This is a genomic window from Streptomyces sp. NPDC006798 (assembly GCF_040635975.1).
Lineage (GTDB): Bacteria > Actinomycetota > Actinomycetes > Streptomycetales > Streptomycetaceae > Streptomyces.
On record NZ_JBEYIS010000047.1, the window covers coordinates 39,170 to 59,659 of the forward strand.

16 protein-coding genes and 1 pseudogene are annotated in these 20,490 nt (G+C 76.3%); 14 read left to right on the top strand and 3 right to left on the bottom strand.

Annotated features, from left to right (window positions below):
* Positions 1–114 precede the first annotated feature (114 nt).
* From ABZ714_RS26925 to ABZ714_RS26940, 4 genes are all read left to right on the top strand, one after another.
* The gene (locus ABZ714_RS26925) at positions 115–804 is read left to right on the top strand and encodes a response regulator transcription factor (protein WP_358827925.1); all 690 of its coding nucleotides are present in this window, start codon (positions 115–117) and stop codon (positions 802–804) included.
* Between the two features lie 335 nt (positions 805–1,139).
* Positions 1,140–2,630: a HAMP domain-containing sensor histidine kinase gene (locus tag ABZ714_RS26930; RefSeq protein ID WP_358827926.1), complete on the top strand. Its 1,491-nt coding sequence runs from the start codon at positions 1,140–1,142 to the stop codon at positions 2,628–2,630.
* Entirely contained in the window at positions 2,627–3,244 is a 618-nt protein-coding gene (locus ABZ714_RS26935; RefSeq protein ID WP_358827927.1) for a hypothetical protein, read from the top strand. The genes ABZ714_RS26930 and ABZ714_RS26935 overlap by 4 nt, the downstream gene beginning before the upstream one ends.
* A gap of 117 nt (positions 3,245–3,361) precedes the next feature.
* Complete coding sequence (locus ABZ714_RS26940) at positions 3,362–4,408, top strand: ArsR family transcriptional regulator (protein WP_358827928.1); 1,047 nt, start codon at positions 3,362–3,364, stop codon at positions 4,406–4,408.
* Between the two features lie 41 nt (positions 4,409–4,449).
* Here the strand turns inward: ABZ714_RS26940 and ABZ714_RS26945 are convergent, their stop codons facing one another.
* Both ABZ714_RS26945 and ABZ714_RS26950 read right to left on the bottom strand, forming a co-directional pair.
* A complete protein-coding gene (locus tag ABZ714_RS26945) occupies positions 4,450–5,793 on the bottom strand; it encodes a DUF6596 domain-containing protein (protein ID WP_358827929.1) in 1,344 nt (447 codons plus the stop codon).
* Positions 5,766–6,185 carry a YciI family protein gene (locus ABZ714_RS26950; RefSeq protein WP_358827930.1) on the bottom strand — a complete coding sequence of 140 codons (420 nt, stop codon included), beginning with the start codon at positions 6,183–6,185 and terminating at the stop codon, positions 5,766–5,768. The genes ABZ714_RS26945 and ABZ714_RS26950 overlap by 28 nt, the downstream gene beginning before the upstream one ends.
* Before the next feature lie 481 nt (positions 6,186–6,666).
* On the opposite strand from ABZ714_RS26950, the gene ABZ714_RS26955 reads away from it, so the two are divergent.
* The 5 genes from ABZ714_RS26955 (at position 6,667) to ABZ714_RS26975 (ending at position 14,132) form a co-directional block, all read left to right on the top strand.
* A complete protein-coding gene (locus ABZ714_RS26955; protein ID WP_358827931.1) occupies positions 6,667–7,533 on the top strand; it encodes a thiopeptide-type bacteriocin biosynthesis protein in 867 nt (288 codons plus the stop codon).
* 430 nt (positions 7,534–7,963) lie between these two features.
* The gene (locus ABZ714_RS26960) at positions 7,964–11,236 is read left to right on the top strand and encodes a lantibiotic dehydratase (RefSeq protein WP_358827932.1); all 3,273 of its coding nucleotides are present in this window, start codon (positions 7,964–7,966) and stop codon (positions 11,234–11,236) included.
* Positions 11,218–11,391, top strand: a complete 174-nt coding sequence (locus ABZ714_RS26965) for a hypothetical protein (protein ID WP_358827933.1) — start codon at positions 11,218–11,220, stop codon at positions 11,389–11,391. The genes ABZ714_RS26960 and ABZ714_RS26965 overlap by 19 nt, the downstream gene beginning before the upstream one ends.
* A gap of 128 nt (positions 11,392–11,519) precedes the next feature.
* A complete protein-coding gene (locus tag ABZ714_RS26970; RefSeq protein ID WP_358827934.1) occupies positions 11,520–12,719 on the top strand; it encodes a lanthionine synthetase LanC family protein in 1,200 nt (399 codons plus the stop codon).
* Between the two features lie 192 nt (positions 12,720–12,911).
* The gene (locus ABZ714_RS26975) at positions 12,912–14,132 is read left to right on the top strand and encodes a glycosyltransferase (protein ID WP_358827935.1); all 1,221 of its coding nucleotides are present in this window, start codon (positions 12,912–12,914) and stop codon (positions 14,130–14,132) included.
* Positions 14,133–14,208: 76 nt separating this feature from the next.
* Here the strand turns inward: ABZ714_RS26975 and ABZ714_RS26980 are convergent, their stop codons facing one another.
* Positions 14,209–15,510, bottom strand: coding sequence for a hypothetical protein (locus tag ABZ714_RS26980; protein WP_358827936.1), 1,302 nt, complete (start codon positions 15,508–15,510; stop codon positions 14,209–14,211).
* Between the two features lie 158 nt (positions 15,511–15,668).
* On the opposite strand from ABZ714_RS26980, the gene ABZ714_RS26985 reads away from it, so the two are divergent.
* From ABZ714_RS26985 to amiA, 5 genes and pseudogenes are all read left to right on the top strand, one after another.
* Positions 15,669–16,664, top strand: a complete 996-nt coding sequence (locus ABZ714_RS26985) for an ABC transporter substrate-binding protein (RefSeq protein WP_358827941.1) — start codon at positions 15,669–15,671, stop codon at positions 16,662–16,664.
* 59 nt (positions 16,665–16,723) lie between these two features.
* Positions 16,724–17,854, top strand: coding sequence for an iron ABC transporter permease (locus tag ABZ714_RS26990; protein WP_358827942.1), 1,131 nt, complete (start codon positions 16,724–16,726; stop codon positions 17,852–17,854).
* On the top strand, positions 17,851–18,855 hold the full coding sequence (locus tag ABZ714_RS26995; RefSeq protein ID WP_358827937.1) for an iron ABC transporter permease: 1,005 nt from the start codon (positions 17,851–17,853) through the stop codon (positions 18,853–18,855). The genes ABZ714_RS26990 and ABZ714_RS26995 overlap by 4 nt, the downstream gene beginning before the upstream one ends.
* A gap of 443 nt (positions 18,856–19,298) precedes the next feature.
* A pseudogene (locus ABZ714_RS27000) lies at positions 19,299–20,115 on the top strand (ABC transporter ATP-binding protein).
* Positions 20,116–20,170: 55 nt separating this feature from the next.
* Positions 20,171–20,323, top strand: coding sequence for a streptamidine family RiPP (gene amiA / locus ABZ714_RS27005; protein ID WP_358827938.1), 153 nt, complete (start codon positions 20,171–20,173; stop codon positions 20,321–20,323).
* The last annotated feature ends 167 nt before the right edge of the window (positions 20,324–20,490 follow it).

Consider the following 20,490-nt stretch of genomic DNA (forward strand, 5'->3'; position numbering starts at 1 on the left):
TGGATGGCGGCCGTTCCCCTGCCGCATGATGAACGCGTAACAATCTCCGGGTCCGGGCTCCCGACCGGCTCCCACCGGCCTGAACTGGGGAAACCGTCGCGCATAATCGGCCCCATGGCCCATGTACTGCTGATCGAGGACGATGTCTCCGTACGCGACGGCATGGAGCTGGTGCTGCGCAGGCACGGCTACGACGTCGCCACGGCCGCCACCGGCGAGGACGGCCTCGCCCTGCTGACCGGCCCGGCGGGCGCGGAGGTCGAACTCGCCGTCCTCGATCTGATGCTGCCCGGCATCGACGGCTTCGAGGTCTGCCGGCGGCTGCGGGCCACCGGCTCCACCGTCCCCGTGATCATGCTCACCGCGCGCGGCGACGACTCCGACATCGTCGGCGGACTGGAGGCGGGCGCCGACGACTACGTGGTCAAGCCGGTGACCGCGCCCGTCCTGGAGGCCCGGATCAGGGCGGCGCTTCGGCGCGCCGAACCCGTCGGATCGGCCCGTGGCGAGAACCACGCGGGCCTCGTCCTGGACCGCGCCGGGCTCACCGTCACCAAGAACGGCACCCCGATCGCGCTGCCCCCGACCGAGTTGCGGCTGCTCCTCGAACTCTCCGCGTCCCCGGCCCGGGTATTCAGCCGGGAACAACTGCTCCAGTCGGTCTGGGACCACGGCTTCCTCGGGGACTCCCGGCTGGTCGACGCGGCCGTCGGCCGGCTGCGCGCCAAGATCGAGGACATCCCCGCCCGGCCCCGCTTCATCCAGACCGTACGGGGCTTCGGCTACCGCTTCGGGCCGCTGTGAGGCCCCGAGCGTCCCGGCGGAGCGGCGTACGGGGGCCCGGCGCGCCGGATCCCGGGCCGCGCGCCCGGTCCGGCGCGCCGGTACCGGCCCGGCCGGAGACCGGTGGTCCGGGCGGCGAGGGGCCGGCGGAAGACGGGATACCGGCGCCGGACGCGCCGGGCGACGGGGCACGGACGGGGGCCGACACGCGGGCGCCGGGCGGGGCGGCGGACGCCGTCGTACCGGATACCGCCCGGCGGAAGCGGCGCCCACCACCCGGTGCCGACGGCCGACCGGGGCCGGACAGCGGACCGGACACGCCGGAGACCGGCGGCCGGACGGCGCCCGGCGCGCCGGTGTCCACCGCTCCACCCGGTACCGGGAAGGGCCGTACCGGAGCCCGGCGCTCCAGGCCGCCCCGGCCGCGCCGGTTCGGCGGGCTGCGGATCAGGCTCGTCGTCGCCTTCGTACTGGTCGCCCTGGTCAGCGGGCTGACCGCGACCGCGTTCGCCTACCGGGAGTCCCGCGACGCCGTACTCGACCGTAAGCAGCACGCGGTCCTCACGGACTTCCGCAACCGGGTGGAACAGGCCGCGGCCGACTTCGACATCCCGGCCGACGAGGTCTCCCTCGCCCGGCTCGCGGGCCGCCTCGCCGACGGGCTCGGCGACGACGCGCTCGTCGTGACCCAGTACCGGTCGCAGTCCGCGTCGTCCGACACGGCCGCCGACCGGACCCGGATCACCCCCGAGATCCGCGAAGCGGTCCGCACCCGGGACCGGATCAGCTTCCAGCGGGTCGAATGGCGCGGCGGCCCGTATCTCGTCGTCGGGACCCCCGTCACGGCCGACGGCGCCCGCCCCTCCGGCCTCGACGTCTTCGCCGTCGTCTCGCTGCGGGCCGAACTGGAGGACACCACGGGGGTGCTCGACGCGGTCCGGGACGCGATGGTGCCGGTGGTTTTGCTCGCCGTGGCCCTCGCCCTGCTGGCCGCCGGAACCGTACTGCGCCCGGTCCGCGCCCTCGTCCGGGCCACCCGGCGGCACGCCGCGGGCGACCTGTCGTCCCGGGTCCGGGTCCGGGGCCGGGACGAACTCGCCGACCTGGCCAGGGACTTCAACGAGACGGCGGACGCGCTGGAGGCGTCCGTCACCGAGCTGCGCGAACAGGACGCCCGGGCCAAGCGCTTCGTCGCCGACGTGTCGCACGAACTGCGCACCCCGCTCGCCGCGATGACGATGGTCGCCACCGTCCTCGACGAGGACGCCGCCTCCCTGCCCCCGGACACCGCGCGCGCCGCCCGTACCGTCTCCGAGGAGACCGCCCGGCTCGCCCGGCTGGTGGAGGACCTCATGGAGATGTCGCGGTTCGACTCGGGCGCGGCCCGGCTCAACGTCACCGAGACCGATCTCGCCGAAGCCGTCCGCGCCACCCTGTCCCTGCGGGGCTGGACCGGCCGCGTCGCCGTCGAACCCGGACCCGGCATCGTGCTGCCGGTGGACCGGCGACGGCTCGACGTGATCGTCGCCAACCTCGTCGGCAACGCGCTGCGGCACGGGGCCGAGCCCGTCACGGTCACCCTGGCCGCCGAACCCGGCGGGGTGACCGTCACGGTCGCCGACCGGGGTCCGGGACTGCCGCCCGACGTCCTGCCCCATGTCTTCGACCGCTTCTACAAGGCGGACAGCGCCCGTACCCGCTCCGAGGGCAGCGGTCTCGGTACCGCCATCGCCCTGGAGAACGCCCGGCTGCACGGCGGTACCGTCACCGCCGCCGACCGCCCCGGCGGGGGAGCCGTGTTCACCCTGCGACTGCCCCGGCCCGCCGCCGGAGAGGAACGACGATGACGACGGCGACAGCGGCCCCGCCGCCGCGCGAACCGGAGGCGGCGGTACGAGCCACCGCCCGGCGCCGGACCCGGGGGAGCGCCGCGCGACCGGCGGCCCGGCTCGGGCTGCTCGCCCTCGCGGTGGTCCTGCTGGCCGGCTGCGGGGTGCGCCCCACCGGCGTACTCGACGGCGGCGAGGCCCCGGGCGGACTGACCAAGGGGATGCGGCTCTACTTCGTCTCGCCGACCGGGCGGCTGGAGGCGGTACCGCGCCCCGAACTGACCGCCGAGGAGCTGTCCTTCCCCGGGACCGTCATCAAGATGCTGACGATCGGGCCGGTCGGGGCGGAGCGGCAGGCCGGACTGGTGACCCTGGTCCGGCCGGACAGTTACGAGGGCCGGTACGACGCCCGGTTCGACGGGGAATCGGTGACGATCGACATCCCCGAGCCCGATCTGTCGCCCACGGACGCCCGGGACCGGAACCTGATGGGCCAGCTGGTGTGCAGCTTCGCCCGGGCCAGGGCCGTGACCGAGGGCCGCGGGGCGAAACGGACGGACGACATCCGGGTCACCGTGCGCTCCCCGGACTCCCGGTTCGGGCCCTATGTGTGTTCCGACTTCCTGGGCTGACCCGGGCCGGGCGGCGAGTTCACGCCGTGTTGCGGTGATCGCGATAGCGGTCGTGCCACCGGTGGGAAGACCGTAGACGTCACGGACGACCCGACCGGAACGGACGACACCTTCCCTATGAACGACACGGAGATCGCGCGAGGCTCGACGGCGGAGCGGCCCCATGGCGTGGCCGACGGCACAGGGCTGATCGACGAGGCGCTGGCCTACGCGGCCCCGGCCGCGCTGCGGGCGGTCGCCGCCTGCGGAGTGGCGGATCATCTCGCGGACGGCCCGCGCACCGCCCGCGAACTCGCCGGGACCACCGGCCTGGACGCCGGAGCCCTGCACCGGGTGCTGCGACTGCTCGTCACCCGCGGGCTGTTCACCGAGGACCCCGAGGGCCGGTTCGCCCTCACCACCCGGGGCGCGCTGCTCCGGGGCGGGGTCCCCGGCTCCCTGCGGGACGCCGTGCTGATGCTGACCGACCCCACGTTCTGGGGCCCGGCGGCCCGGCTGGACCACTGCCTGCGGACCGGCGAATCGGTCTTCACGGAGGTCTTCGGCGTGCCGTTCTTCGACCACTTCGCCCGGGATCCCGCGACGGCGGCCGTCTTCCACGACGGCATGGCGGCCATGTCCTCCGTCGAGGACGAGCCGATCGCCCGCGCCTACGGCTTCCCCGCCACCGGGACCGTGGTCGACATCGGCGGCGGCCGGGGCGGCTTCCTCGCCGCCGCCCTGCGTACCGCCCCCGGCCTGACCGGGGTGCTCTACGACCGGCCGCACGTCCTCGCCGGACACGTCCTCGGCCCGGCGGCCGATCTCGCGGGCCGCTGGACCATCGCCGAGGGAGACTTCTTCGAGAAGGTGCCGACCGGGGACTTCCTCGTTCTGAAGCGCATCCTGCACGACTGGACCGACGAGCAGAGCGTGACCCTGCTGCGCAACTGCCGTCGCGCCCTGGCCCCCGGCGGCCGGGTCCTGGTCGTCGACGCCGTGATCACCCCGGATGCCCGCCCCCACCAGGGCAAGACGCTCGATCTGCTGATGATGGCGTCCCTGGTGGGCCGGGAACGCACCGAGGACGAGTTCCGCGCCCTGTTCACGGCGGCCGGCCTGCGCCTGACCCGGATCGTCCCGACCCCGGCGGTCCTCGGCGTCGTGGAGGGAGTGGCCGACTGACGGGGTCGCGCTCAGCCGGTACCGATCCGGACCACCCGGGCTCAGGCCGGTTCGTCCAGCTCCGCGATGCGGCGCTCCAGAACGGCCCGTTCGCGGGCGTTGCCGCACAGGTCCGCCGCCCGGGCGAACTCGGCGCGGGCCTCGGCGGCGCGGCCCAGGCGGGCGAGGAGTTCGGCGCGGACCGTGGGCAGGAGCCGGGAGCCCGTCAGCGCGCCGTCGGCGGCGAGCCGGTCGACGAGGGGCAGTGCCTCAGCCGGGCCCCGGGCCATGGAGACGGCGACGGCGCGGTTCAACTCGACCACCGGTGACGGGGCGAGCCGCGCCAAGGCGTCGTAGAGGCGTACGATCCGCTCCCAGTCCGTCCCGGCGACCGACGGGGCGACGGCATGGCATTCGGCGATCGCGGCTTGCAGGCCGTAGGCGCCCGGGCCGTGGCCGAGGTGTTCGGCCCGGGCCAGGGCGGCCCGGCCGCGGTGGATCGCCGAGCGGTCCCAGCGCCGCCGGTCCTGACGCTCCAGCAGGACCGCCTCGCCGTCGGGGCCGACCCGGGCGGGGAACCGGGCCGCCGTCAGTTCCAGCAGCGCCAGCAGGCCGTGCGCCTCGGGTTCGCCGGGGACGAGGCGGCTCAGTACCCGGGCCAGCCGCTGCGCCTCGCCCGCCAGGTCGTAGCGGATCACCCGGTCCCCGGTGGCGGCGGACGAACCCTGGGTGAAGATCAGATAGATCACGCCGAGGACCGCGCCGAGCCGTTCCGCGCGTTCGGCCGCCGAAGGTACGGCGAACGGCACCCCGGCCGCCCGCAGCGCCTTCTTCGCCCGGGTGATCCGCGCCTGCACGGTCGCCGTCGGCACCAGGAAGGCCCGGGCGATCTCGTCGCTGGTCAGCCCGCCGACCACGCGCAGTGTCAGGGCCACCCCGGCCTCCCGCGACAGCGCCGGATGGCAGGCGGTGAACATCAGCGCCAGCACGTCGTCGTCGACCCGGTCCGGATCCCACGGCACGTCCCCGTCGTCCGGCGCGGCGACGGCCGGGCCGCCCGTGACGGCGCCGCCCTCCGGGAGCTCGCGGGCGAGGGCCGCGTACCGCCGGTCGAGGGCGGCCCGGCGGCGGAAGGCGTCGATCGCCCGCCGACGCCCCACGGTCAGCAGCCAGCCCGCGGGGTGCCGGGGCACGCCCTCCCGGGGCCAGACCACCAGCGCCTCGGCGAGGGCCTCCTGGGCGACATCCTCGGCCAGCGCGAAATCGCCGGTGTAGCGGGTGAGCGCGCCGACGATCCGCGCCGACTCGATCCGCCAGACGGCGGCCACGGCGTCCCGGCCCGTCCGCCCGGCGGGAGCGGGCGGGCCGGGCGCACCGCTCAGAGCTGGCCCGTGGCCTCCCGCCACGCCCGTTCCTTCCGTACCCATTCGTTGTCCTGGGGGAACTCGTCGATGGTGGTGACCCGGCGGATCTCCGTCTTGAATCCGGCGCCGGTCATCGGTGAGCGCCTGGCCCACTCGACGGCCTCCTCCTTCGACGCCACATTGAGGATGTAGAACCCGCCGAACAACTCCTTGGTCTCCCCGTAGGGGCCGTCGGTGACCAGCGGCGGTTCCGTCGCGTAGTCGACCACGACCCCGTCGGCGGCCGAGTCGAGACCCTCGGCCGCGACCAGAACCCCGGCCCGGATCATCTCGTCGTTGTACCGGCCGACGGCCGACAGCACCTCGTCGAAGTCGGCTCCCGCGAGCTTCGCGAACGCCTCGTCGGTGGCCCTCATGATCAGCATGTACTTCATGGTCCGGCTCCTCGGACGATCCGGGTCCGCGGTTCGGACCCTCTCGTCCCTAGGTCGTACGGGGGCGCCGCGGATCGACACGGGCACCGATCCGCCGTCCGGGAGACTGTAGCCGCGCCCGGCGGACCGGGGCCGTACGTGCCCGGGCGCGTGTCGGGACGTAGGGCGCCGCTACCGGTGTCACCCCGGTGTACGGGGACCCGGCCGCGCCCGGGGGAGCGCCGGACGGCCTCGGGGCAGACGCCCGCGATTCCCGCTCGACCCGTCGTCGTACGCCTCCGGACCTGCTGATACGCGGTACGCCGAGGTGTCGTACGGCCCGGGCCGCCGCCGTCCGGGCGGTCAACTCCCGGGTCCGGTCATACTGTTCGCATCATACGACTAAATCCGACATCCGTTTGAATGCTGCGGATATCAGGAAATTAACTCTATGGGAAGGAACGACACGCGGACGGCGACCACGAGATCGAGGGGGTGGGCCATGACGGGCACGGCGCCGGGGACGAAGGTGTATCCCGAAGACAGCTGGGTCCAGCTCAATCTGCCCCTCTCCGGCTACCCGGTGCCGCCGCCGCTGTACGGCGGACTCGCCGACCTCGCCCGGGAGGTACTGGCCGCCGGGGCGCGGGAGTTCTTCTTCATGCACAAGCCCCCCGGGCTGCGGATCCGGTTCCAGACCGCCGACCCGGCGGATACCCCGGCGCTCCGCTCCGAACTGCTGGCCAGGGCCCGCGCCCTGTACGACCGGGGCCTGCTGGCGGCCCCGCCCCTCGGCACGGTCTACGAGCCCGAGAGCTATCTCTTCGGCGGCGAAGCGGCCATGCCCTGGGTCCACCGGCTCTTCACCGCCGACGCGCTGGCCTGGCTCGACTGCCACCGGGCGGCGGGCTCGCCGTCCGCGGGGACGGACCGGCCGCCCGCCGGGTGGCGGATCTCCCTGCTGCTGCTCCGCGAACTCCTCGCCGGACTGCACATCGTGGGCTGGGAGCACCGCGGCGTCTGGGAGGCGGTCCGGTCCGACACGGGCCGCGCCCTCACGCCCGCCGACCCGGCCGACACCGAACGGCGCCGTGCCGAACAGGGCATCCGGGCCTGGTGGGCCCGGCCCCGGGACGAGGCGCTCGCCGCCCTCCCGGACGGCTGGCGGGAACCCCTCGACCGGCACCGGGCCGCCGTGCGCCGGGCCGCCGACGACTGGCGTACCGGCTACTTCGAGGCCGGTACGGCGGTCCGGGGGCCCCGGCGGGCCGCCGCGTACGCGGTGATCTTCCACTGGAACCGGGGAGCGCTTCCGGCGGGCCGTCAGTGCCTGCTGACCGAGGCCCTCGCGGCGGACGGGGCGGCGTGAGATGACCCGGTACGAACAGCGGGCGGGTGGTGGGGCGTCCGGCGACGACGCGCCGGGCGGCTGTCGGCCCGGCGAGCCCCCGGCCCCGGCACCCGGGGCCGGTACGGAGACGGCCACCGCCCCCGCCGCCGAAGGATGTACCCGGAACACGGCCGAACCAGGAGCGCCGGGTTCCGGCGCCGCTCATGAGGAGACGACCGGCGCCGTCGCGCCGGAGGAGGAGTGTGCCGTGGCGGTGCCTTCGCCCGACGGGGATACCGGCGAAGGGCGCTCCGCGCCGACGGGCCGTGACCGTGACCGGGCCGCGGCCGGGCCGACGGGGAGCGGTCCCGCGAGCGGCGCGGGGACCGCGTCGGCCGGGCGGGTCACGGACGCTCCGGCGCCCGGCCGACCCGCGGGCGGCGCGGGGACCGCGCCGGAGGGCGAGGAGGTGTCCGCGGGACACGGGCACTCCGCGCCCGGCCCGGTGGGGACGGGGGACACGGGGCGGCGGCACCCCGCGTCCCCCGCGTCACCCACGCCCCCCACCGGGCACGGGGCCCCGGCGGCGCAAGGGCCCGACGGCGGCCCGTGCTCCGGCGGCAGCACCGGCCGCGACGGCGGGACCGGGCCCGAGGACGGGACAGGATCCGGCGGCGGGACCGGTTCCGCCGGCCCCGGAGCCGTACCGCCGCTCGACGGGACGGCGCTGCTCCGGATCGCCGGGGTGCCGTGCGCCCTGTGGACCGCCGCGGGCAACCCCCGGCTCACCGAACGCCTCGCCGACCACGCGGAGGCCGCCGACCGCCGCGCGGCCCGGGCCGGGTCGCTCGCCGCCGGACTCGGCGCGGTCGTCCCCGACCCCGGTCTCACCGACGCCGAACGCCATGCCGTGCTGGCCCTGCGCAGGCGGCTGCACTCCGGAGCCGCCCCGAGGCCGGGGGAGTGCGGACTGCTCAACCGGCTGCCCGCCGTCCCCGAACGCCTCGCCCGGGAAGCCGGTGAACTGCTCCGCGCCACCCGGGCGGCGACCGCCGCCCAGTCGGCCCTCGAACGCGAACTCGCCGCGGAACGGGAGCGCGCGGGCGCGCTGGCCTGGCGGCTGCTCGACGAGAGCCCCGTACTGCGGGCCTTCGTCGACACCGCCACCCCCGGGCTCACCACCGATATCGCCCGCATCCTGGCCGAGGGCGAGACCTGGACCGGGAAGCGGCTGCGCAAGCGGTCCGGCTATCTGTGGCGGGCCATCGCCCGGGCCGCCGTGAAGACCACGCCCCGGGGCTGGGCCTGCCACATCGCCACGATCCCGGTCGAACAGCCCCCGCCGTCCGCGGCCCCTCCGGCCGATGCTCGCGCCGGTACCGGCACCGCTCCCGGCGCGTACGGCGGCACTTCGGGACCCGGAACGCCCGGAGTCCGCGGTCCCGCCCCGGTCCCGACGGCGGCACCGACGCCGACGGCGGCCGGAGGACCCGCCTCCGCACGCCCGGCGGGGGAGCCCGCGGCACGGGCCGGCGGCCGTTCCCCGGCGGCCCCCGCCGCCCGGTCAGCCGGTGGGGACGACCCCGGCGCGGGTACGGAAGCCATCGCCCGCCCCGGCCCGGTACCGCACGGTCCGGGCGGTGGGGCAGCGGGCGGCCGGAGCCCGTCGAGCGACGGGAGCAGCGAGGGGCGTACGGCCCTGCTGCCTCCCGGGGCCGTCGTCGGCGCCCTCGCGGCCACCACCGCCGAGAACGTCCATCTGCTGCGCTCCCGGCTCACCGACGCCGACGCCTGGCAGCGGGATCCCGATGTCCTCGTCGCGCCCGCCGCCCTGTACACCACCGACGCCGAGGGGCGGCTCCAGTGCTACGGCGCCGACCCCGACGATCCCGGCCGGGTCCGCCGGGTCGCCGTCCGCCGCACCCCGCCCCTCAACGCCGTACTCGGAATCCTCGCGACCGGCCCCCGGACCCTCGCCGAACTGGAGAACGCCATCGCCGGGCCCGGCGGTTCGCCCGCGCTCCGCGGCTTCGTCGGCCATCTCGTCCGGCTCGGAGTCCTCCAGCCCTGCCTTCCGCCGCGCCGCATCACCGGCGGCTGGATCGCGGCCCGTGACGTCCGCCGCCCCGGCGCCCTGCCGTACCCCGCCGGGACCGGGCGCCCGCACGACTGGTTCACCGACTCCTACCGCACCGTCGACGCCACCGTCCCGGCCGCCGCAGCCGACCGGGTCAGGCACGGTCTGGTCGTCGCCGCCCGGGTCGACGCCCTCCGCAAGGCCGACCTCGCCGCGGGCCCCGCCACGGCACCCCCGTACGGCCACGTCCTGGACGCCGTCGGCACCGCGCCGCGCCCGGCCGACGCCCTGCTCCTGGAACTGCTCGCCGCCGACGCCGCCGAGCCCGCCGCCGTACCGGTCCGGCGGTACGAGGGCTGGCACCCGGCCCACGACCCCGGCTCCGGCTACGCCCGGCTGCTCGCCCGGATCGACCACCACCGCGACACCGGACCGGACGGCGGTACCGACCTCTCCGACCTCTCCGACCTCTCCGACACCTTCGACACCTTCGACATCGACCACGCCCTCCTCGACGCCCTCGGCGCGCCCCCGGCGGACCAGGTCCTGCCCGCCTGGCCGCTGGACTGTCTGCTGCGGCCCCTGCCGGGCCCGGCGGGACCCGTCGCCGTCCTGGAGACCGCGTCCGCCGCCCGCGTACTGGACGCCCGGTTCGCCGAGGCGCTGCACACCCTGCACGGCCGCCACGACGCCGTCGACGCGTACCGCGCCTTCCTCGCCGCCGTCGAGCGCCACTCCGGCGCCCGCTTCGTGGAGCTGTTGCTGCCCCCGGCGGGCGAACGGGCCGCCAACGCCGTCCGACGGCCCGTCACCACCGGCTGGTGGACCGGCGACCCCAACCATCCGGCGTACTGCGCCCCCGGCGGCCCGCCGCAGCGCTATCTCCCGCTCGGCCGGATCACCCTGCGCCGCCCGCCGGGACCCGACGGCACGCCCGGCCCCCAGGTGATCGCCGAGGCGGACGGGGTCCGGGTGCTCCCGGTCCACCACGCCACCCGGGTCCCCGCGCCGCCGTACGACACCCTCGCCGCGCTGCTCCTGCGGGCGGGGCACCCGGCCGCGACGGCCGCCGTCCAACTCGGCGGAGTCGCCCACGCCTTCCCCGCGTCCGCCGGGATCACCAGGACCCCACGGCTCACCGCCGGCGGCGATCTCGTGATCGCCCCCGCCACCTGGCGCGTACCGCGGTCACGGCTGTGGCCGCCGAGAGCCGGTGACCTCGCCAAGGCCCGGGCCCTGGCCGTGCTGACCCGTACCGCCCGGCTGCCCCGCTGCGTCCTGGTCCGGCCGTCCGCCGCCGCGAAGCCCGTCCCCGTCGATCTGGCCGCGTCGTCCGCGACGACGCTGATCGAACGGCTCTGCGCGGCGATACCCGGCGACGAGCTGCTGATCGAGGAGATGCTGCCGGACCCCGGCCGGCTCACCCTGCGCGACGCGGCCCACCACGGCGCCGCCGTCGCCGGACAACTCCAGCTCACCGTCGTCCCCGTACGGGACCCCGACGAGCTGGCGGCGCTCGCCGCCGCCGCGCTCGCCCCCGGCGTTCCCGGTCCGCCCGCCTCCGGCGCCGCGGCCACCGGGACGGTCACCACCCAACAGGAAGAAGGAGCCCGGAGATCCCGGGCCGGAAGAAAGCAGGAGTTCCCATGCCCGTCGCCGAACTGACCGACACCACCGCCGTCGACCTGACCGACCTGGACCAGCTCATCGACCAGCTCGACGAGCGCGTCACCACCGAGGGCACCGTCGAGGCCAACGCCCCGATGACCATCGGCATCTGCACCCTGCTGATCTGCACGGCCGTCGTCGGCATCTGCTGACGTACGGACCGGCCGAGCTGCCCGGTCACGCACCGGGCAGCTCACCCGCGCGGTTCGCACCCGGCGTGCCGCGCGGTGCGCCCGGCCCGGGCCGGACGAGACCCGCCGCGGACCCCGGAGAGAGATCCATGCCCCCCACCCCCCGCGACACCCCCGTCCCCCTCGACTCGTCGCACGCCCTCGACCGGGCCGTACGGCTGCTCGCCGGCTACCGGGCCGACGACACCGGCGTCTGCGACCCCGGTGTCCCGGTACTCTCCGCCCTCGTCGCCGACACCGGGACGGCCGCCGCCGCGACCGCCGCGCACCGCGCCACCGCCGCGTGGTCGCGCACCGTCGGCCGGGGCCCCTCCCACCACGCCCTGTACGACGGCGGGCTCGCCGGATCCCTCGTCGGAGTGCACCACGCGGCCCGGCTCCATCCACCGCTGCACCGCCTCGCGGACCGGCTCCGGGACCACCTGCTGACCGGTGCCGACGGCCGCCCCCGGCGTACCGAGGCCGTCGCCCTCACCGACTACGACCTCATCAGCGGTCCCGCGGGCACCCTGCTCGCCCTCTACGCGGCCTCCCCGGCGCCGCCCGAGCGGGCCGCGCCCATCGCCCGCCGTCTCGCGGCGTTCTGCGACGAGCCGGAACTGCCCCGGCTCCGTACCGGCCCCTACGCCGACGACCCCAACCTGTCCTGGCTGCACGGCCGGATCAACACCGGGATGGGCCACGGCGTCGCCGGTCTCGTCACCGCCCTCACCGCTGCCCTCCGCAGGACCGGACCCGACCCGGAGCTGACCGGCGCCCTGGGCCGCGCCGTGCCGTGGCTGGTCCGGCAGTCGTTCGACGACGCCCGCTCCATCCGCAGCTGGGACGGCGCCGGACTGGACGCCCCGCCGGCGCCCGGCGCCCGGGCCCGCCAGGCCTGGTGCTACGGCAACCCCGGGGTCAGCTGGGCGGTCTGGGACGCCGCCGACGCCGTCGGCGACCGCGAGACGGCGGCCTGGGCGGCCGAAGCCTTCACCGGGCTCGCCGACCGCTACGACGAGGACTTCCACCTCTTCGGCGAACTGCCCGGCGACCGGCTGGGGCTCTGCCACGGCGCGGCCGGGGTACTCGTCGTCGCCGACGCCTTCGCCCGGCACGCCCGGCTCTCCGCCGCCGCCACCCTGCGCGCCCGGCTGCTGCGGCATCTGGAGCGGGGTCTCGCGGAGTTCGACGACACGGAGCGGTGGCACCACGGCCTGCTGGGCGGGACGACCGGGGTCCTGGCCGCCCTGCTGACGGCCGGTCACGGCGGCTCCCGGGGCTGGCTGGCCTGTCTCGGCCTGCGCTGAACCGGTAGCCGTTATCCGGTACGCCCGGGGCGGGCCGGATACGGCGACGGCGAGGGGAACCGTCCCTCGCCGTGCTCAAGGTATAGCGCGCGGGGGGCATTGCGGCAAGCCCCCCGTGGTGCCGCAGAATCGTCGGCCCGGGCCGGGACAACGGCCCGGAATCCAACGATTCGGGAGACGTACGACGTGCGTGTGCTGCTGTCGACCTATGGGTCACGGGGAGATGTCGAGCCGCTGGCGGGGCTGGCCGCGGAGTTACGGAGGCTCGGTGCCGAGGTGCGGGTGTGCGCGCCGCCGGACGGGGACTTCGAGCGGCGGCTGGCCGATGTCGGGGTGGCGCTGGTGCCGGTCGGGATGCCCGCGCGGGCGCTGACGAGGGCGGCGCCGCCGCCGTCGGCGCTGCCCGAGCGGGCCGCCGAGGTGATCGCCGACCAGTTCGAGACCGTCGCCGCGGCGGCCGAGGGTTGCGATGTGCTGGTGGCGACCGGCATGATGCCCGCCGCGGCCGGTGCGCTGTCGGTGGCCGAACTGCTGGGCGTCCGTTCGGTGTCCGTGACCTTCCAGCAGCTCACCCTTCCGTCGCCGGACCGGGGGCCGCTGGCGTACCAGGGCCGCCCCTTTCCGCCGGGGACGACCGACAACGGTGTGCTGTGGAAGCTGGACGCCGGGATCAACAACGAGTTGTTCGGGGCGGCGCTCAACACCAGCCGGACGGCGGCCGGTCTGCCGCCGGTCGACGACGTCCGCGGCTATGTCACGGGCCGTCGGCCGTGGCTCGCCACGGACCCGGTCCTGGATCCGTGGCGGCGGGCCCCCGGGTTCACGGACCCGGACTTCGACGTCGTACAGACGGGGGCGTGGTTCGTGCCCGGCACCCGCCCGCTGCCGCCCGGTCTGGTGGCGTTCCTGGAGGCCGGTCCGCCGCCGGTGTACGTGGGCTTCGGCAGCATGCCGGTCTTCGCGGCGGGCGATGTGACCCGGGCGGCCCTGGCGGCCGTCCGGGCCCACGGCCGCCGGGTCGTGATGGCCCGGGGCTGGGCGGATCTGGAGGCGCTGGACGACCGGGACGACTGCTTCGTCGTCGGCGAGGTCGACCAGCGGGCGCTGTTCCCCCGGACGGCCGCCGTCGTCCACCACGGCGGGGCGGGCACGACGACGACGGCCACCCGGTCCGGCGTACCGCAGGTGGTACTGCCGCAGGCGGCCGACCAGCCGTACTGGGCGGGCCGGGTGGCCGAGCTGGGTATCGGCGTCGACCACGGCGGTCCGGTACCGACCGCCGATTCGCTGTCGGCGGCGCTGGCGACGGCCCTGGACCCCGTCACCCGCGCGCTCGCCGGGGCCGTGGCCGGGGAGATCCGGACCGACGGGGCGGCGGTCGCCGCGCGACTCCTGCTCGACGCGAGCGGCTGAGCGGGCGGCCGGTACGGCACAGGCGCCCTGACGGGTGTCCGGGCCGTAACCCGCCGCGCCCGGCGCGGACTTCCCGTCAGCGGCCCACCGGATCGGCCTCGGCGCCGTCGTCCGGGGCCGTCATGGCGAGCCGCCCCCCTTCGTCGAGCCGTGTCGGCAGGTTCAGGGTGCGGAAGAGCGTCCCCGTCGTCGTGTCGACCAGATGGACCTCGCCGTGGCCGCCCCGGCTGACCGCGACCAGGCCGTGTCCGGGTGACGCGGCCACCGCGCGCCGCTGGACCCCGTCCCAGGGGGTTTCGCCGGGCCGGGGGGCGCCGGACATCGGGGGCAGCGGCACCCGGGCGGTGACCGCGCCGGCGGCCGGGTCGACCAGGACCAGTTCGTCGCCGTCGGGGTGGACCCGGGCGAAGGCGATGTGCCGGGCCGCGACGGCGAACCGGAACATCAGCCCGGGGCCGAGCGGGATCCGGCCCGAGCGCCCCGAGTCCAGCCCGTACCACCAGGCGCAGTTGGTCCACTCGGGCCAGCGGCGTGGATCGGCCGGGCCGCCGCGGACATTGGACCACAGGGCGCGGCGTACCGGATCGAGCCGCAGATAGTAGCCCCGGCCCGGACCGTCCCAGGGCAGCGGGGGCTCGGCGATCAGCCCGTCGGCGGTCGTCCGGGCCCGGTGGACGCCCGTACCCGTCGCGGCGAACAGGCCCCCGGTGAGCGGGTCGTAGGCGTCGCCGTGCCCGTCGCCGGGGAGCGGCAGTTCCCGGTACGGCGCCACGGCGGGGCAGCCCGCGGGCGCCGCCAGCAGATCGCCCCAGCGGTACGAGGAGAGCGCCCCGGGCTCGCGTCGGCGCAGTACCACCGCCGTGGCGGCCGGGTCCGGGGCACCTCCGTCCCGGGCGTCCGGCGGCGGTACGAGCAGCACCCCCGGCTCCCCGGGGCCGCCGGTACGGACCCGGACCGCGCGGGGCCCGCCGTCCGCGTACGGCTCCACCGCCGTGAGCAGATCGCTCCACGGCGCTTCGGCGTGCCCGAGCCCGGTGGTGACCGCGAAGAGCCGCCCCGCCGGATCGGCGGCCAGATGTTCGGCGGGTATCGCCACCGGCACGGCGGCCACCACCAAAGGCCGGCCGCGTCCGGAGCCGCAGGGGTCCAGGACCACCAACTCGCCCGCCCGGTCGTCGACGAAGGCGGTCCGGCCCCCGGACAGGGCGAGGAAACCGGCGTGCTCGGACGGGTATCGGCCCGGCAGCCGGGCCGTCCGCGCGCCGTCGGGGAGGGCGAACACCCCTATGCCACCGGCGACATGGTCGGCGACGAGCAGTCGGGGCGCACGGGCTGAGGGCGGGGACACGGGCGGCTCCTCGGGGAAAGTGGCGAACATGATTACTGAAAATGATTATCATGTGGCTCGTATCGTGCGCCGCCGGAGGTGGCGCGCGCAAGCGACCGGAGCCCGGGCGAACGAGATCCGCGGCTCATCGATATCGGAAAAATCCGAAGAAATACCAGAAACTTAAGAAAAGGGGAGGGATCGTGCAGTTGACTGGCTACGGCCGCCGCGTCCCGGTACTGCGCCGACTGGCCGCCGCCGCACTGGCGGGCGCCCTGCTGGCGGGATGCGGGACCACCGGCGACGACGGCAAGGAGGGAGACGGCGGCGCCGGGGGAGCGGGCGGGGCCACGGACGTACGGGTGGCACCGATCACGGCGGCGCGCACCGTCACCGACGTCCACGGGGTGAAGGTCACCACCCCCGAGCCGCCGCGGCGGGTGGTCTGCCTGGTGGCCCTCTGCGACGACATGCTGACCGAACTGGGCATGGAGCCCGTCGCCACCAACGCGTCGCTGCTCGCCCACCCCCGCTTCCTCGGCAAGGAGCGGGCCGCCCGGATCCCCGTGGTCCCCGGCGGCTTCATCAGCCCCGAGACCGAGGCGATCCTCGGCCACGAGCCCGATCTGGTGATCGGCCTGGAGGACACCCACGGCAAGCTCGCCCCCGCCCTGAAGGGCGCCACCGTCTTCTGGCCGGTCCAGCCCGGCGACTGGCAGGACAGCGTCCGGTATCTGCGGGATCTGGCCGCGCTCACCGGCCGTACCGAACAGGGCGAACGGGCCGAACGCGCCTTCCGGCAGAAACTGGCGGCGGCCGAGAAGAACCGGAGCGACCTGACCAGCCTGATCGTCTTCGGCAGCGACGAGAACTTCGGGGTCGCCACCCCCGGTACCGACGTCACGGCCGGACTCTTCCCCAAGCTCTCCCGCTACCCCTGGAAGAGCCGGGGCGTGGAGGGGAGTTACAGCCTGGAGGAGATCCTCGCCCGCGAGGTCGACGTCCTCTTCGTCGAAACGCTCTCCTTCGGCGGCTCCCCGAAGGAATCCCTGTCGCGGAAACTGGCCGAGAACCCCCTGTGGTCCCGGATCCCCGCCGTCCGCGACGGACGGGTCCACGAGGTCGACGCCGAGGTGTGGGCGAAGGGCCGGGGCACCCGGTCCCTGGGGATCGTGCTGGACGAGGCGACGGCGAAACTGCGGTGAACCGGCGTACCGCCGTCGCGGCGGGCGCGCTGGCGGCGGCCGTCTGCGGCGGACTCGCCCTGGGGACACCCGTGGTGGCCCCGGCCGGGTTCGCCGACTCCTTCGTGGTGACCGAACTGCGGCTGCCCCGGCTGGTGCTCGCGCTCGTCGCGGGCGCCTGCCTGGGCGCCGCCGGACTCGTCCTCCAAGAGGCGCTGCGCAATCCGCTCGCCGTACCGGAACTCCTCGGCGTCTCCTCCGGCGCCGCCCTCGGGGTCGCCGCCCCGCTCGTCCTCGCCGTCTCCGTACCCCTGGCGGTCCAGCCGTTCCTCGCCATCGGCGGCGCCGCCGTCGGCGGGGCGCTCACCCTGCTGGCCGCCGGTGCCGCCCGGGGCCCGTCAGCCGTCCTGCTCTGCGGAGCGGCCGTCGCCGCCGCCCTCCAGTCGGGCCTGCTGGTGCTGATGGTCCTCGCCGACCAGTTGGACCTCCAGCTGATCCATCGCTATCTCCTCGGCAGCCTCTCCGCCCGGACCTGGGACGACGTCACCGGGCTCGGGCCCTGGCTGGCCGTCGCCGTCCCGGCGCTGGTGCTCTGCGCCCCGGTGCTGTCGGTGCTCCGGCTCGGCGACGACGACGCCCGCGCCCTGGGGGTACGGGTCCACCGGGCGCGGGCCGCCGCGCTCGCCGTCGCCGTGGTGCTGATCGCGCCCGTCGTCGCGGTCTGCGGACCGGTGGCCTGGGTCGGCTTCCTCGCCCCGCACATCGCCCGGCGGCTGGCGCCCGGCGGCGACGCCGTACGGTGGCTGCCCTGGTCCGCCGTCTGGGGCGCGCTCGTGGTGGCCTGGGCGGATCTGCCCGCCCGGCTCGCCCTCGCGCCCGTCGAGACCCCGGTCGGCGCGTGGACCGCGCTGCTCGGGGTCCCCGCGGGCGTACTGCTGCTCCGGCGCCGCCGGACCGTACCGGCCGCCGACGGCGGTACCGCGGAACCCGGTTCGCCGGGCGGTCCCGGCGGCGGTGATCCGGCCACGGGGCGCGGCGGGGGAGCGAGTCCGGGGCCGCCCGCCGGGCCGCCCGCCGCCCTCGGCAGGGGATCGGATCAGGGGCCGCCCGCCGCGAGGCGTGGCGGCTCGGGCCCCGGAGCCGCCGGGACGACGACCGGGCGGCAAGCCGCCGACAACATCCCCCGGACCCGTTTCGGAGGTGCCGGATGAGACGGCTGCTGCTGATGGCCGCCCTCCTGATCGCCGCGGGCTGCGCCGGCCTGATCGCCGGACGGGCCCTCGGTCCGGCCGGGGTGTGGGAGGTCCTGCGGGGCGACGGCACCCCGCTCGCCCGCCATATCGTGCTCGAACTCCGGCTGCCCCGCACCCTGGTGGCGCTGGTCGCGGGCGCGAGCCTCGGCGTCGCGGGCATCGTGCTCCAGTCGGCGCTGCGCAATCCGCTCGCGGGCCCCGAGGTCACCGGGGTCGCCCCGGGCGCCGTACTCGGCGCGGTCGTCGCCTCCGGCGCCGGGCTGGCGGGCTGGCAGTCGCCGGGCGCCGTGGTGGTCTCCGCCGTGATCGGCGGATTCCTCGGGGCCGGACTGCTGTGGCTGCTCGCGGGACGGGACCGCGCCGACCCCTTCGACGCCGCCGTCTACGGAGTCCTGGTCTCCGCCGTCCTGTCCGGGGCGACCGCCATGGTGCTGCTGGTCGCCCCCGGCGAACTCGGGAGCGTCGTCCAGTGGCTGGTCGGCTCCACCGAAGGCCGGGTGTGGCAGCACTGGAACCTGCTGTGGCCCTGGGCGCTCTGCTGGCTTTTCGCCGCCTGGGCGCTGGCCGCGCCGCTGACCCTGCTGCGGTGCGGCGACGAACAGGCCGCCGCGCGGGGGCTCCGTACGGGCCGGGTCCGGCTGGCGGCCCTGGTCTGCGCGGTCGCCCTGACCGCGGGGGCCGTGGCCACCGTCGGCGCGCTGGGCTTCGTCGGGCTGCTCGTACCGCATCTGGCCTTCGCGCTGTACGGCGCCGATCTGCGGACGGCCCTGCCCGGGGCGGCGCTCACCGGGGCCGTCGTGGTCGCCGGGGCCGACGCCGCGGCGCAGGGACTGTCCCGGCTGCTGACCGACGCCCTGGGGGCGGACCGGCTGAGCGTGCCGACCGGGGCGCTCACCACCTGCGCGGGCGCGGCACTGCTGCTGATCGCGGCCCGCCGGATCCGAGAGGACACGACATGACGAGGGACGCGACCGCGCCACGAGCGGCGGTACCGGAACCGGGAGCGGCGGCACCCCGTGCGGCGGCCGAACCGGCGGCTCCGGCCGCGGAACCGGCGACGGACCCCGGGGGGCATTCCGCGCGCCGTGCGGCGCCCGAGTCCACCCCGGCGGCTGACGGGGCGTCCGAGAGGGCGTCCGGCGGGGCGACTGACGCGGCGCCCGATCCGGAGGCCACTCCGGTCGTCGACCCGGCGGCTGATTCCGTGCCCCAGGCGGGGCCCAGCACGGCGATCGACAAGCCGATCGGCTCGGCGTCCGATCCGGCGTCCGGCCTGGCGGCAGACGACCCCGGGGCCACCCCGGCGCCCGGTCCGGGAGCCGGTCCTGCGGCTGGAAAGGCCGTCAGGAGCGAGACCGGCCGGACGGCGGACCGTCCGGCCCGTGGCGCACCGGGCGTACCGGTGGTCCGGGTGGACGGCGTCCGCTTCGGCTACCCCGGCCGCGAAGTGCTCCGCGGGGTCGATCTGACCGTGACCGCGGGGGAGTCGGTGGCCCTGATCGGGCTCAACGGCTGCGGCAAGAGCACCCTGCTCCGGCTCTGCGCCGGACTGCTGCGGCCCTCGCACGGCCGGATCCGGCTCGACGGCGACGATCTCGCCCGGCTCTCGCGCCGCGCCTCGGCCCGGAAGGTCGCCCTGCTGCACCAGTCGGCGCCGCCCGTCTCGGGCATGACGGTACGTCAACTCGTGGCCCAGGGGCGGTACGCGGAGCGGGGGCCGCTGGGGATGCTGCGGGGCGGTGACGACGCGGTCGCCGCCCGGGCGATGGCGGACGTCGGGGTCGACGGCTGGGCGGAGCGGCCCGTGGAGTCCCTGTCGGGCGGTGAGCGCCAGCGGGTCAGGCTCGCCATGGCACTGGCCCAGGACACCCGGGTCCTGCTCCTCGACGAGCCGACGACCTATCTCGACCTCCGCCATCAGCTGGAGGTGCTGTCGACCGTGGACCGGCTCCGCCGCGAGCGGGACCTGACCGTACTGATGGTCCTGCACGACCTGGGCCAGGCCGCCCGGTTCGCCGAACGGGTCGTCGCCCTGCGGGACGGCGTCGTCGCGGCCGACGGCCCGCCCGCCGAGGTCGTCACCCCCCGGCTGCTCGCCGAAGTCCTCGGTGTCGTCGGCCGGGTCGGTACGGATCCGGAGGGCGGCTGGCCCGTGTGTTACCCGGATCACCCCGTGAACAGCCCGCAGCCCATTGCGGAATGAAAATCATATTCATTAAGGTGATGGTGTGTTCGCGACCGCGAGCACACCCCTCCAGGAGAGGAGTCCACGCCGTGGACCAGTACAAGGTGTTCGCCCCGATCGCCGACCCGGGCCAGCTCGCCCACCAGTCCGCCACCCACTCCAACGCCCTCGTCGACAACCCGTTCGAGGACGGCGTCGAGGCCGCCGCGGTCGCGGGCACCGAGGCGGACACCGCGAAGTAACCGGGTGACGGCGGGTCGCCCGGTCACCGTTCCCCGAGCGTGACCGGACGACCCGCCCCCCCCCCCCCCCCGGGGGGGGGGCCCCCCCCCCCCCCCCCCCGGGGGGGGGGGCCCCCCCCCCCCGGGCCCCCCCCCGGGGGGGGGGGCGGCGCGGGGCGGGCCGCCCC